General features: G+C 73.1%; 11 protein-coding genes. 7 read left to right on the forward strand and 4 right to left on the reverse strand.

What is annotated here, in order from left to right; translation table 11 throughout:
• The 3 genes from ACFRQN_RS26020 to ACFRQN_RS26030 all read left to right on the forward strand — a co-directional run.
• A partial coding sequence (locus ACFRQN_RS26020) for an amino acid adenylation domain-containing protein (RefSeq protein ID WP_380742492.1) occupies positions 1-2,961 on the forward strand: 2,961 nt, incomplete at its 5' end.
• A 170-nt stretch (positions 2,962-3,131) separates the two neighbouring features.
• Complete coding sequence (locus ACFRQN_RS26025) at positions 3,132-3,341, forward strand: MbtH family protein (protein WP_380742494.1); 210 nt, start codon at positions 3,132-3,134, stop codon at positions 3,339-3,341.
• Positions 3,338-3,703, forward strand: coding sequence for a nuclear transport factor 2 family protein (locus ACFRQN_RS26030; protein ID WP_380742496.1), 366 nt, complete (start codon positions 3,338-3,340; stop codon positions 3,701-3,703). Before ACFRQN_RS26025 ends, ACFRQN_RS26030 begins: the two co-directional genes overlap by 4 nt.
• A 27-nt stretch (positions 3,704-3,730) precedes the next feature.
• Here ACFRQN_RS26030 and ACFRQN_RS26035 read toward each other — a convergent pair whose 3' ends face one another.
• The 4 genes from ACFRQN_RS26035 to ACFRQN_RS26050 form a co-directional block, all read right to left on the reverse strand.
• Positions 3,731-6,628, reverse strand: a complete 2,898-nt coding sequence (locus ACFRQN_RS26035) for an amino acid adenylation domain-containing protein (RefSeq protein ID WP_380742498.1) — start codon at positions 6,626-6,628, stop codon at positions 3,731-3,733.
• Between the two features lie 37 nt (positions 6,629-6,665).
• Positions 6,666-7,490, reverse strand: coding sequence for an SDR family oxidoreductase (locus tag ACFRQN_RS26040; protein WP_049649015.1), 825 nt, complete (start codon positions 7,488-7,490; stop codon positions 6,666-6,668).
• Positions 7,481-8,227 carry a thioesterase II family protein gene (locus ACFRQN_RS26045; protein ID WP_380742500.1) on the reverse strand — a complete coding sequence of 249 codons (747 nt, stop codon included), beginning with the start codon at positions 8,225-8,227 and terminating at the stop codon, positions 7,481-7,483. Before ACFRQN_RS26045 ends, ACFRQN_RS26040 begins: the two co-directional genes overlap by 10 nt.
• Positions 8,228-8,401: 174 nt before the next feature.
• Positions 8,402-9,088 carry a DNA-binding response regulator gene (locus ACFRQN_RS26050; RefSeq protein ID WP_074004729.1) on the reverse strand — a complete coding sequence of 229 codons (687 nt, stop codon included), beginning with the start codon at positions 9,086-9,088 and terminating at the stop codon, positions 8,402-8,404.
• A gap of 539 nt (positions 9,089-9,627) precedes the next feature.
• Between ACFRQN_RS26050 and ACFRQN_RS26055 the strand changes: the two genes are divergently transcribed.
• The 4 genes from ACFRQN_RS26055 (at position 9,628) to ACFRQN_RS26070 (ending at position 12,785) form a co-directional block, all read left to right on the forward strand.
• Positions 9,628-10,761, forward strand: coding sequence for a sensor histidine kinase (locus ACFRQN_RS26055; protein WP_380742502.1), 1,134 nt, complete (start codon positions 9,628-9,630; stop codon positions 10,759-10,761).
• Between the two features lie 121 nt (positions 10,762-10,882).
• Positions 10,883-11,785, forward strand: coding sequence for an ABC transporter ATP-binding protein (locus ACFRQN_RS26060; protein WP_049649023.1), 903 nt, complete (start codon positions 10,883-10,885; stop codon positions 11,783-11,785).
• The gene (locus ACFRQN_RS26065; RefSeq protein WP_063780012.1) at positions 11,778-12,530 is read left to right on the forward strand and encodes an ABC transporter permease; all 753 of its coding nucleotides are present in this window, start codon (positions 11,778-11,780) and stop codon (positions 12,528-12,530) included. The genes ACFRQN_RS26060 and ACFRQN_RS26065 overlap by 8 nt, the downstream gene beginning before the upstream one ends.
• A 126-nt stretch (positions 12,531-12,656) precedes the next feature.
• Complete coding sequence (locus ACFRQN_RS26070) at positions 12,657-12,785, forward strand: aborycin family tricyclic lasso peptide (RefSeq protein WP_103079659.1); 129 nt, start codon at positions 12,657-12,659, stop codon at positions 12,783-12,785.
• Positions 12,786-12,923: the final 138 nt, after the last annotated feature.

Here is a 12,923-nt window from a genome sequence, read left to right on the forward strand (position 1 = left end):
GAGGAGTTGAACCCCCGGCGGTCGGCGGCGCGGCATCCGTTGTTCCAGGTGATGCTGGCCTTGCAGAACACCGAGCAGGCCCGGTTCGAACTGCCCGGCCTGGAGGTGGCGGAGGAGCCGGTGGGCACGGGCGTGTCCCGGGTCGACCTCACCCTCAGCCTGGTCGAGGAGCCGGGTGGCGGGGTGCGCGGGGTCGCGGAGTTCGCGACGGACCTCTTCGACCGGTCCACCGTCGAGGGGTTCCTGGGCCGGTGGGTGCGCTTGCTGGAGGGGCTGGCCGCGCGGCCGGAACTGCCGGTGGCCCAGGTCGACATCCTCACGCCCGAGGAGCGGCAACACCTGCTGTCGGGCTGGAACGACACAGGCCGGGACGTGCCGGCGACGACCGTGCCGGAGCTGTTCGCCGCGCAGGCGGCCCGGACGCCCGAGGCCACGGCCCTGGTCGCCGGGGCCGCACGGCTCAGCTACGCCCAGCTGAACGCCCGGGCCAACCGGATCGCCCACTGGCTCCTCGCCCGGGGCGTCCGACCGGGCGACACGGTGGCGCTGATGTACGAGCGGTCGGCGGACCTGGTGGCCGCACTCCTCGGCGTCCTCAAGACGGGCGCGGCCTACCTGCCGGTCGACCCGGAGTTCCCGAGCGCCCGGGTGGCGCACATCCTCACCGAGGCCGCTCCCGTCCTCCTGCTCACCAGCGACGCCGTCGCCACGGGCGCCGGAGCGGGCGCCCTCGCGGAGCGCCCCTCCTCGGCGACGGTCGTCACCGACGCCCCCGATACCGCGGCCGCCCTGGCGCTGTGCCCGGACACCGACCCGGCGCCGGTCGCCGGTGCCGCGGACCCGGCCTACGTCCTCTACACCTCCGGATCCACGGGCGCGCCCAAGGGCGTGGTCGTGGAGCACGGGGCGCTGTCGAACTTCCTCGCCGACATGGCCGCGCGCTTCCCGCTGACCACCGGGGACCGCTGGCTGGGTGTGACGACCGTCGGGTTCGACATCTCCGTGCTGGAGCTCTGCCTGCCGCTGACCAGCGGCGCCACGCTGGTGCTCGCCGACCGTGACACGGCCCGCACGCCCGCCGCGCTCGCCGGTCTGCTCCGGGCCACCGGAGCCACCGTCATGCAGGCGACCCCCACGCTGTGGCGGGCGCTCGCCGAGGAGCAGCCCGAGTGCCTCGACGGGCTCCGGGTCCTGGTGGGCGGCGAGGCGCTCCCGCCCGACCTCGCGCGGACCCTCGCCGCCCGCGCCGCCGGGGTCGTCAACCTGTACGGACCGACCGAGACCACGATCTGGTCCACGGCGGCCGGCATCGCCCCCGGGGCGGCACCGGAGCGCACGCCCATCGGAACGCCGATCGCCAACACGCGGGTGCACGTCCTCGACGAGCGCCTCGGCCTGGTGCCGCCCGGCGTGGTCGGCGAGCTGTACATCGCCGGCACCGGCGTGGCGCGCGGGTACCTGGGGCAGCCGGGGCTGACCGCCCAGCGCTTCGTGGCGGACCCGTACGGCCCGGCCGGCACCCGCATGTACCGCACCGGCGACCTGGTGCGCCGGAACCGGGACGGCCTGCTGGAGTTCGCCGGCCGGGCCGACCAGCAGGTCAAGATCCGGGGCTTCCGGATTGAACCGGGCGAGATCGAGGTCCTGCTCCGGGAACAGCCCGGCGTGGCGCACGCCGTGGCGGTGGTACGGGAGGACCGGCCGGGAGACCAGCGGCTGGTCGCCTACGTGGTGCCCGACGAGCCGGCCGAAGCGCCGCACCTCGCCGAACGCCGCGACCTCCGGGACGCCCTGCGCCTGCGGCTGCCCGAGTACATGGTGCCGTCGGTTGTGCTCACCCTGCCCGCCCTGCCGCTGACCCCGAACGGCAAGCTCGACCGCCGAGCCCTGCCGGCCCCGGACCGGGGCGCCGCCGGCCGCGGGCCCGCCACCCCCCAGGAGGCGGTGCTGGCCGGGCTGTTCGCCGAGGTCCTCGGGGTGGAGCGGGTCGGCGTGGACGACGGGTTCTTCGACCTGGGCGGCCACTCCCTGCTCGCCACCCGGCTGATCGACCGCGTCCGGGACGTGCTGGGCGTGGAGCTGCCGCTGCGCGCCCTGTTCGAGACCTCCGACGTGGCCGGGCTCGCCCGCCGCCTCGACGCGGACCACGACGGCACGGCCGACGCCTTCGGTGTCGTCCTGCCCCTGCGGCCCCGCGCCGAGGGCGTGCCGCTGTTCTGCGTCCACCCGGGCGGCGGCCTGAGCTGGTCGTACGCCGGACTGCTGCGGCACCTGCCCGCGGAGGTGCCCGTCTACGGCATCCAGGCCCGTGGACTGTCCGAGCCGGACGACCTGCCGGGCAGCGTCGAGGAGATCGCCGACGACTACATCGCCGAGCTCCTCCGGCTGCGTCCCGAGGGCCCCTTCCCGTTGCTGGGCTGGTCGTTCGGCGGGGTGGTCGCCCACGCCATGGCGGCCCGGCTGCGGGAGCGCGGGTTCGACGTCCCGTTCCTGGTCCTCCTCGACGCGCAGCCCGCGCGGCCCAGGACCGCCGAGGAACTCGCCGAGGAGGCGACCCTCGACACGTCCATGGTGTACCGGACGCTGCTGACGGCGTTCGGAGTGCCCGTCGGCGACGGGGAACCGCTCACGCACGCGCGGTTCACGGAGCTGGCCCGTGAACACCACGCGGCCGTGGCCGACTTCACCGAGGACCGGATAGCCGACGTCCTGCGGGTCATGGCCAACGACCTCCGGATCACCCCCGCCCACCGGCACACGCCAGTGGCGACGGAGGCCGTCGTGTTCGCGGCCACCCGGAAGGACCCGTCCGACCTGGTCACCCCGGAGATGTGGGCCCCGTACATCGACGGGCCGCTCGACCACCGCACGGTCGACTGCGGCCACGCCGCGATGGCCGGCCCGGAGGCGCTGCGGGTGATCGGGCCGATCCTCGCCGAGAGGATGCGCCGGCTCTCCTGAGCGGCGTGCCGGGGAACCGTCGGCCGGGGAACCGCGTGCCGGGGAACCGTGGGCCCGGGCAACCGCGGCCACGGTTCCCCGGGCCCGCGGGGAGAGACCGGAGACCAGCTCCAGAAGTCCGTAGATCCGTAGACGCAGAGATTCCGTAGACGCAGAGATGAGGACATCCCATGACGAACCCGTTCGAGGACCCGGACGCCGGCTACCTCGTGCTCGTCAACGACGAGGGGCAGCACTCCCTGTGGCCGGCCTCCCTCGCGGTGCCCGACGGCTGGGCGGTCGCCCACGCCGAGGACACCCGCGACACCTGCCTGGAGTACATCGACCGGCAGTGGACCGACATGCGGCCGCGCAGCCTGGCGGGGAGCATGCAGTCATGACCGGAGCCTCCCCGATCCAGGACGCGGTCCGCCGCTACTACTCACTGGTCGACGCCAACCGCTTCGACGAACTGGTGGAACTCTTCACCGCCGACGCGACCTACGAACGGCCGGGCTACCAGCCCCTGGTCGGCCGGGGCGAACTGACCGCCTTCTACCAGGGGGAGCGGGTCATCGCCGACGGCCGGCACACGGTCGACCAGCTGCTGCTGTCCGGGCGGGAGGCCGCGGTGCGCGGCAGTTTCACCGGAACGCTCAAAGGGGGTGACGCGGTGAGCCTGCGGTTCGCCGACTTCTTCCGGACGGACGGCACCGGCCTCTTCGCCCACCGCGTCACGTACTTCTTCGCTCCCTTGGTGTGAACACCGCTGGTCTGAGTGCGAGGACGGCTACGGGGTCTCCCCGACGCGGCCGAGGACCAGCTCCACGAAGGACCGCGCCGTCGAGTTCCCGTAGAACTCGCGCGGCGTCACCTTGGGCAGCCCCCGTTGCCGCAGGTCCGACAGCATGCGGACCACCAGGAGGGAGTTGCCGCCGAGTTCGAAGAAGTTGCCGTCGGGTTCCACGTCGACACCCAGCAGACCGGACCACACGGCGAGGATCTCGGTCCCGAGGTCGCCCTTCGCCTCCGGATCCGGCGCGACGCCGTCCCGGTCCGTGACCGGTGCCGGTGCCGGTGCCGGTGCCGCGGTCGGAGCCGGGGCCGGGGCGGGGCCGGTGGACGGGGCCGGGAGCCGGGAGAGGTCCGGCTTGCCGTTGAGGGTCAGCGGGATGCCGGACACCCCGGTGAGGCCGGCCGGCAGCATGTGGTCCGGCAGCACGCGGCGGGCCGTCCGCCAGACCTGGTCCACCGAACCGCCGTCCCGGAGCACCACGTAGGCGTCGATGCGGGCGCCGGCCGGGTCCCCCGCCTCGCCCTCCCGGAAGACGACCGCCGCGTCGGCGACCCCGGGGTCCGAGGCCAGGACGGAGGTGATCTCGTCCAGCTCGATCCGGTGGCCCCGCACCTTCACCTGGTTGTCCAGCCGGCCGAGGTGGTCGAGCCGGCCGTCCGGCCTCAGCCGGCCCCGGTCGCCGCTGCGGTACACCCGCTCCCCGGTCACCGGGTCGTCGAGGAAACGCTCCGCCGTCAGCTCGGGACGGCCGAGATAGCCGTCGGCCACCCCGGCACCACCCACGTAGATCTCACCGGCGGGCCCCGGCGGCAGGACGTGGCCGTGCTCGTCCCGGACCGACACCCACCAGCCGGGCAGCGCCCGGCCCACGGACCGGGACCGCTCCAGGACCTCGCGCGGGGTCACCTCCTGCGCGGTGACGTGGACGGTCGTCTCCGTGATGCCGTACATGTTGACCAGCCGGCACCGGGCGGGGGAGTGACGGGCGAACCACCGCCCCAGCATCGCCGTGTTCAGCGGTTCGCCGCCGAAGACGACCAGCCGCAGGGCGAGCGGTGCGGCGCCCGTGGCCGACCGGGTGTCGGCCTCGATGAGCTGGGAGAACGCGGACGGGGTCTGGCTGAGGACGGTCACCCGCCGCCGGGCCAGCAGCTCGTGGAACTCGTCCGGGTCACGGGCCGCCCAGTGCGGTACGACGACCAGCCGGCCCCCGGTGAGCAGGCAGCCCCAGATCTCCCACACGGAGAAGTCGAAGGCACTGGAGTGGAAGAACGTCCACACGTCGTCCGGCCCGAGCCCGAGGTCCGCGGACGTGGCACCGACCAGGGCCAGCACGTTGCGGTGGGGGACCACGACCCCCTTCGGGCGGCCGGTGGATCCCGAGGTGTAGATGACGTAGGCGGCCGTGTCGGTGTTGCCGGTCTTCCCGGTCTCCAGGGGTTCCTGCGCGTCCATCAGTTCCTGGGGCGAGACCACGGTCACCCCCTCGATCCGGGGGAAGCGCGCCGGGTCCCCGATGACGACCGGCACCTGAGCGTCGGTCGCGGTGTAGCGCAGCCGCTCCTCGGGGTACCGGGCGTCCATCGGGACGTAGGCGCAGCCCGCCTTCAGCACGCCCAGCAGGGTGGCGACGAGCGTGGTGTCCCGCTCCAGGCACACCCCCACCCGTGCGCCGCCCACCCCGAGGGCGCGCAGCCCGGCGGCCACCCGCTCCGCCCGGTCGTCCAGCTGGCCGTACGTCAGACTGCTCTCGTCGTCGGTCACCGCGACGGCGTCCGGCCGCTGCCGGGCCAGCTCCGCGATCCGCCCGTCGATGGTCTCCGGCGGCGTCCGCCGCTCCGGCCCGGGCCCGGCGGGCGCGGGCTCGCCGGGGTCGGCCGCGGGACGGAAGCCGCCCAGCCGGGTCACGGCCTCGGCCGCGGCGTGGTCCAGCAGGCCCAGCCGCGCCGTCGGAGTCGTCCCGGGCAGGGTGCGCAGCCGCCGGGCCAGGTGCAGGACGCTCCGTCCGAACCACTCCGCGGTCGGCGGGGCCACCGTGCGGGGGTCGTGGTGGAGGCGGGCGGCGCAGGTGCCGTCGGGCTGCCGCTCCAGATGGAGGACCAGGGAGAGCCCCGACCCCGGGAACGGGGTGTAGGACGTCCCGGAGGCGGCGTCACCGAGGACCACGCCCACGCTCGCGACCGCAGCGCCGGGCAGCGGAGTGCCGGTACCGGCCGCGAGGAGGTCCGCGACCGTGCCGTCCGCGTCGACCCGGACGGAGCGCACCGCGGGACCGCCCGCCCGGAACGCGCGGTCGAACACCGCGATGCGCGCCTCCGGCCCGCCCTGGTAGCGCGCCAGCGCCAGCGCCGCCGCGGCCACCAGGGCCTCCTCCCCGGGCCACTCCGGACGGTCCGTCAGCGGGACCGTCCCGGCGGCGGTGGAGTCCGGCGCCTGGCGGTCCCCCAGGCCCCAGGGCACCGTGAGCGGCGTGGTGTCCCCGTCCGACCCGTCCTGCGCGTCCTGCGCGTCCGGTGTGTCGAGGGAGGGCAGCGGGTCGCCGTCGAGGGGCTCACCGTCCAGGAGGAGCGCCGCCAGCCGCACGAGGACGCCGTAGGGCACCGAACGCCGCGCCACCAGGACCGCGTCGACGACCCCGTCGGCGTACTCCACGAGCACGGCGCGCAACGGGGGTCCGCAGGGGTGCAGGGGCCGCTCGGCCTCCTGGCGGACGCGGGCGTGCCCGGGGCCGGTCGAGGAGTCCACCGCGAGCGGCAGGGTCCACAGCCTCGACCCCGCCGGCTCCGGCCGTTCCCTGCTCTCTTGTTCCAACAACGTCCGGCTCTGTTCCCGGTCGACCGGGTACCGGGCGCGTACCACCAGGCTGTGGCAGGCAGGAGTGCGTACGGTCATCAGATCTCCGTCTCCGAAGGGGGGCGGGCGGGCACGGTCACCGGGCGCTGAAGCCGCCGTCGACCGTGAGCACACTGCCGGTCACCTGGCGCGAGTCGTCGCCCGCCAGCCAGAGGGCCGCACCGGCGACGTCCGGGGGCTCGATGAGGGCGTTCATCGGCTGGGCCTGGACGAACACCTCCTCGTGTTCGTCGACGCGGACGTCGAGCGAGCGCGCTATCTCGGAGAGCATCCGGCCCTCGACCAGCGGGTCGTCCCGGACGGAGCCGGGGCAGAGCGCGTTCACCCGGACGCGGTGCGGCGCGTAGTCCAGTGCCGCCGCCTTGGTCAGGCCGATCATGCCGTGCTTGGCGGCCACGTAGCCGGCGAAGTGCCGGTAGCCCACGAGACCGGCCGTCGAGGCGATGTTGATGATGCTTCCCGAGCGCTGCTCGATCATCGCCGGGACCACGGCCTTGGTCATCCGCCAGGCGCCCGACAGGTCGACGTCCAGCATGAGCGACCACTCGTCCTCGGTGATCTCGTGGACCCTGCGGCCGGAGGGCGCGGCGATCCCCGCGCCGTTGACCAGGACGTCCAGCCGTCCGAACCGGTCGAGGCACTCCGCCACGACCGAGGTGACCCTTCGGAGGTCGCGCACGTCGCAGTGGGCCGGGAGCACCGTGACGCCGTGCCGCGCGCACAGGTCGGCCGTGTGCGCGAGCTGGGCGGCCGAGCCCATGGGGTAGCCCACGCCGGGGAGGTCGTCGGCGATGTCGAGCAGCAGCAGGTCGGCGCCCTCCGCCGCGAAGCGGACGGCACAGGCGCGGCCGAGCCCGCGCGCCGCCCCCGTGATCACGGCCGTCTTGCCCTTCAGCTGCACGGCGACCCTCCGCGGTCGGGGTCGGCCGGGGCGGCGCCGCCGTCGGAGAGTACCTGCGCGACCGTGGCCAGCAGCACCTCCGGGGAGTCGACCAGGTACATGTGGCTGCCGGGCAGTTCCCGGTAGTCGAAGGACGCCCCGGTGGTGCTCCGCCACTCCTCGGCCTGCGTCCGGGAGACGAGCCCGTCGTCGGCGCCGCGCAGCGAGGTGACCGGGAGCGGCAGCGGGGTGTCGGAGGCGGGGACGTAGTCCTCGTGCATCGCCACGTCGGCGCGCAGCAGGGGCAGGAGCAGCTCCCGCAGGTCGGGGTCGTCGAAGGCCGCGTGCCGGTAGCCGGCGAACTCGCCGACGCGGGCCAGGAACTCCTCGTCGTCCAGCCCGGTCGCCCGCCGCTCGCGCCCGCTGCCGGGTCCGGGGGATCCGCTCACGAAGAGGTGGCGGAGTCCGGAGCGTCCGCCCAGCTCGCGGGCCAGCTCGTACGCGAGGACGGCACCCAGGCTGTGCCCGAAGAGCGCGAACGGCGCCTCGCCGCCCACGAGTTCCAGTATTCGCGGGGCGAGGGCGGCGGCGGCCTCCGACGCGTCGGTGAACGGCTCCTCCAGGAACAGCTCCTCACGGCCGGGAAGTTGGAGGGGTACGACCTTGAGGCCGGGCGGTGCGACGTTCCAGGCGCGGTAGAACCCGGCTCCGCTGCCCGCGAAGGGAAGGCAGACGAGGGGCAACTCGGTGGGGGACACGACTCGTTCACTCCTTGTGTTCCGATGGGGCCGGAATGCTCATTTCGGGCATGGCACGCCGAAGCCCCGGCTCGGCGGGGCCGACGTCGGCCACCCGCTCCAACCGGAGCTTCTTCCTGCGGGTCAGGCGCGTTCGGCAGAGCTATGTCATGCCACGCCTGAGGTGAACTCGTGCTACGCGGTGCGGACTTCCCGCGTCTCCTTTCCGAGACCGGCGTCGCGGGCCAGCACGGCGGCGGAGGCCCGGTCGTGCACCTCCAGTTTCGCGAAGATCCGCGAGACGTAATTGCGTACGGTCTTTTCCGCCAGGAAGATCCGACGGGCGATCTGGTGGTTGCTCAGTCCGCCGGCGACCAGTTCCAGGATCTCGAGTTCCCTGCTGGTCAGTTCGGACAGCCCGGTCGTCTCCGGCAGGATCCGCATGGTGGAGAAATGCAGGCTGAGCCGGGAGGCGATGGTCCGGCTGAAGACGGCGCCCCCCTTGGCCACGATCTCGATGGAGTGGAGGAGTTCCTCGGAGGACCTCATGTGCGAGAGGTATCCGCTGACCCCGACGCGCAGGGCGGTGAAGACGGCGTCGTCGTCGTCGTTCTGCGACACCACCATCATTTTGGGCCTGGTCTTGTGGCGGCGGTATGTCGAGACGATCTGCTGGGCGTTCTCGTAGATGGACCTCTTCGAGGACGGCTCGCCCAGGATGACCACGTGCGGCTGTAATTCGGTGTTCTCGAGACATCGCATGCCGTCGAGGACGCCCACGGCCCGGCCGACGAGTGTGAATCTGCCATCCTGTTCGATGATTGTCTCCAGTCCGGCGAGTGAAACCGGATTGTCGCTGATGATGAACAGGTTGATCTCCATTTGTACGTCCCCCGTTTGGCACGTCGTACGGCTCGTTTTTCTTCGGTGCGTCATTCTTTGCAGGAGAAAGGCCGGTCCGGTGCTCCAGCGAGTATGGGTAGACGAATGATCGAAACGCAAGTTCCGCTCTTAACTGCAAGGGATCGTTCCGCTTGATGAGTGACTATCCGGTCATCCGGTATGTCTTCGCCGGACGGGTGTGGCGCGGGGACGCCGGCGGTCCCCTGGGCTCGCGGGTGAGCCCGGAGTCCCTGGGGCCACGGGCCCGGCGCGGCCCCGTCACCGGTTGCCCTCCCTCCGCGCCGGGCACCGTGCGGGCGCGGCGGACGGTGGCCGAAACGGGGAGGTGACGACTGTTTCCCGAGGAACGGATGTTTATCCAGAGACAGGGGGGGCATTGTCGACAGGCATATGGTGTGGACCAATGGGCCTGGTCGCCGGCGGGCGACAGTACACCCGCAGGGCGAATTGCGGTACACGCCGACCTTGATCCACGCCCGTACTGGACGCGCCTCGAACCGGCCCCCTACGTTCGGCACATGGGTAATGCTCCTCGTCGGCGCCTGATCACACTGGACGGGCTGGCCGCGCTCGGGTTCGTGATCCTCCCGCAGGTGTCGGTGCTGCGTCCGGCCGACGGCGGCGAGGTGAGCGCCACCGCCGTGTGGCTGCTGTCCCTGGGCACCGCGCTGCCGCTGGTCGTACGGAGGCTGTGGCCGGTCCCGGTGTTCGCGGTCGCGTTCACCGCCGCCTGGGTGGCGCTGGTCGCCGGGGTCGGGCCGACCCCCTTCCTCGCCGCCGCCTACGCCCTGTACCTGGTGGCCACCACCAGGAGGGGGCGACCGGGGCTTTCCGTGGCCCTCGTCGCCGGGCTGTGCACGGCCGGCGCGGTCCTGATGACGGTGTCGGGAGGGCAGGGGTACCAGGGCGGGAGCAGGGCCGTACAGGTCGTGCTCGGAGTGCTCGTCCTCGGCGCCACCTGGGCGACGGGGGCCGCGGTCAGGGAACGGCGGGAGAGCCTGCGGCGCGCCATCGAGCACGCGGCCGAGCAGGCGAAGGCCGAGGAACGCCTGCGCATCGCCCGTGACATCCACGACGTCGTCACCCACAGCGTGGGCGTGATCGCGATCAAGGCGAGCGTCGCCAACCACGTGGCCACCACCCGCCCCGAGGAGGCGCGGGAAGCCCTGGCGGTGATCGAGGACATCAGCCGCCGGGCGCTGCGTGACATGCGGGCCACCCTCAAGGTGCTGCGCCGCGAGCAGGACGGCGGCGCCGGCGACCTGCGGCCGGTCCAGGGGCTGACGGACCTGCCGGCCCTGGTGCGCACGGCCGAGGCCGCCGGAGTCCGCGTCGACCTGCGGAGCGAGTACGAGGAGGAGCCCCCGAACGGTGTCGCGCTGTCCGTGTTCCGGATCGTCCAGGAGGCCCTGACCAACGTCGTCAAGCATGCCGCGCCCACCCGCTGCCGGGTCCGGATCGCGGCCGTCCAGGGCACGTTGACGATCGACATCACCGACGAGGGCCCCGGGCCCGGGCACCGGCCCACCGTGCCCGGCGGGGGGATGGGCCTGGTCGGGATGAAGGAGCGGGTCGCCGCGCACAGCGGCACCTTCGGCGCCGGGCCGCGGCCGGGCGGCGGCTTCCGGATCGTGGTGACACTGCCGTACTGAGCCCGACCCGTTCCCGGGTGCCGGACTCATCCGCAGGTATGGGTTCGGCCCGTGCGGGCCGCCGCGGAATCCCGACCCCGGACCGATGCGGCCGGCCGGCCCGCCCGACGAGACTCGTCCCGTGATCGAAGTCCAGAACCTGACCAAGCGGTACGGGGAGACCACCGTCGTGGCAGGCCTCACCTTCACGGTGCGGCCGGGCGCCGTCACCGGATTCCTGGGCCCCAACGGGGCCGGGAAGTCCACGACGATGCGCATGATCCTCGGCCTCACCCGCCCGGATGCCGGAACCGCCCTCATCGGCGGCCGCCCCTATCACGAACTGACGTACCCCGCCCGACAGGTCGGCGCCCTGCTGGAGACGGCGGTCGCGCACCGCAGCCTGACCGCTGCCGACCATCTGCGCTGGATCGCGCAGAGCAACCGGATCGACCGGCGACGGGTCGCGGAGGTCCTGGAGGCGGTCGGCCTGACCGGAGCGGCCCGGCGGCGGGTCGGCACGTTCTCCCTCGGCATGGGACAGCGGCTCGGCCTGGCCGCGGCCCTGCTCGGCGACCCGCCCGTCCTGGTGCTCGACGAGCCGGTCAACGGCCTGGACGCCGAGGGCATCCGATGGCTGCGCGACCTGCTGCGCTCGATGGCCGCCGAGGGCCGGACCGTCCTCGTCTCCAGCCACTTGATGGCCGAGATGTCCGTGGTCGCGGACGACCTGGTCGTCATCGGCCGCGGACGACTGCTTACCCAGACCGGCACGGAGGAGTTCATCCGGCGCCACGCACGGACCTACGTGCGGGTGCGGACCTCCGAACCCCTGCGCCTGCACCGGGAACTGGAACGGAACGGCGCCTCGCTGAGCCTCGCGCACGACGGCAGCCTGGAGGTCGACGGCATGACGGCGGCCGAGATCAACCGGCTGGCCGCGGCGGGCGACCTCCCGCTCGAAGAGCTGAGCACCCACACGGGATCGCTCGAGGACACCTTCCTCAAGCTCACCGGCCCCGAAGGGAGCAGCACCCGTGTCTGAGACGGCCGCGGCCATGCGGGCCGAGTTCACCAAACTGCGCGGCGTCCGCGGCACGTTCGTCGCGCTGCTGCTGTTCGCCCCCGCCAGCCTCTTCCTCTCCGCCCTGGGCGGCTGGTCCGCGAGGAAGGCGATCGAGTCGGACAACCCCCTGCTCCGCTCCGACTTCACCCCCGAGCAGACCGGCATGGACGGCGTCCTCTACGGCCAGCTGGCGCTGATCGTGTTCGCCGTGCTCCTCGTCTCGAGCGAGTACTCGTCCGGCATGATGCGGGTCTCGCTGCTCGCCGTGCCCCGGCGCGGGCGGCTCTACCTGGCGAAGGCGGCCGTCACCGCCGCCGCCGCGGTGGCCGTCGCGATCCCCGTCACCGTCCTCGGCTACCTGCTCACGCAGTTCGCCCTCGGTCCCCACGGCGCCGGCATCGACACGAGTGGTGTCCCCCGCGCCCTCGCCGGCGCCGTGGTCTATCTGACGATGATGAGCCTGTTCGCGGCGGGCGTGGCCTCGACGGCCCGCGGCGCCGTCGTCCCGCTGGCCGTCCTGCTCCCGATGGTGCTCGCCGGCTCCCAGATCCTGTCCACCATCGGCGCGACCAAGGAGATGGTCCGGTACCTCCCCGACCGGGCCGGCATGCGGATGCTCACGGTCGGCTCGGACGACGCGCTCACCGGGTTCGCCGTCCTCCTCGCGTGGACCGTCGTGGCACTGGCGGCCGGCTGGCTGCGCCACCGGCGTTGGGACGGTTGACGGGACGGGCGGCGGGACGGTCGTGAGGCACCTGACCCATGACCGTGGGACATGACGCTGCGTAGATTCCCAGACATGTCACGGGCCGAACTGGTCGGCCCGGACGATCCCCATCTGGGAGGAACCATGTCCGCCATTTACGAGCCCCCGGCACTGCACGAGGTCGGCGACTTCGACGAGCTCACCAAGTGCCTCGGCATCGGCAGCTGCCAGGACTTCGTCGGCTGCGGCTACGCCGTCGTCTGCTTCTTCTGATCACAAGGGGTGCCGGTGCGCGCAGGCGCCCCCGCCCCCCCCCCCGGGGCGAGGCGCCAATGGATTAGGATTTTTTAAGGACAGCCCCGCCCGCGCCGGGGCGGGCCCCCCGCGGCGGGGGGCACACCCCAAAGACCC

It is taken from the genome of Kitasatospora sp. NPDC056800 (assembly GCF_042789775.1).
Classification (GTDB): domain Bacteria; phylum Actinomycetota; class Actinomycetes; order Streptomycetales; family Streptomycetaceae; genus Kitasatospora.

Bases quoted from the DNA above. Each gene is read 5' to 3' on its own strand.
- ACFRQN_RS26025 (WP_380742494.1), top strand. From the start codon at position 3,132: ATGACGAACCCGTTCGAGGACCCGGACGCCGGCTACCTCGTGCTCGTC.
- ACFRQN_RS26030 (WP_380742496.1), top strand. From the start codon at position 3,338: ATGACCGGAGCCTCCCCGATCCAGGACGCGGTCCGCCGCTACTACTCA.
- ACFRQN_RS26035 (WP_380742498.1), bottom strand. From the start codon at position 6,628: ATGACCGTACGCACTCCTGCCTGCCACAGCCTGGTGGTACGCGCCCGG.
- ACFRQN_RS26050 (WP_074004729.1), bottom strand. From the start codon at position 9,088: ATGGAGATCAACCTGTTCATCATCAGCGACAATCCGGTTTCACTCGCC.
- ACFRQN_RS26055 (WP_380742502.1), top strand. From the start codon at position 9,628: ATGGGTAATGCTCCTCGTCGGCGCCTGATCACACTGGACGGGCTGGCC.
- ACFRQN_RS26070 (WP_103079659.1), top strand. From the start codon at position 12,657: ATGTCCGCCATTTACGAGCCCCCGGCACTGCACGAGGTCGGCGACTTC.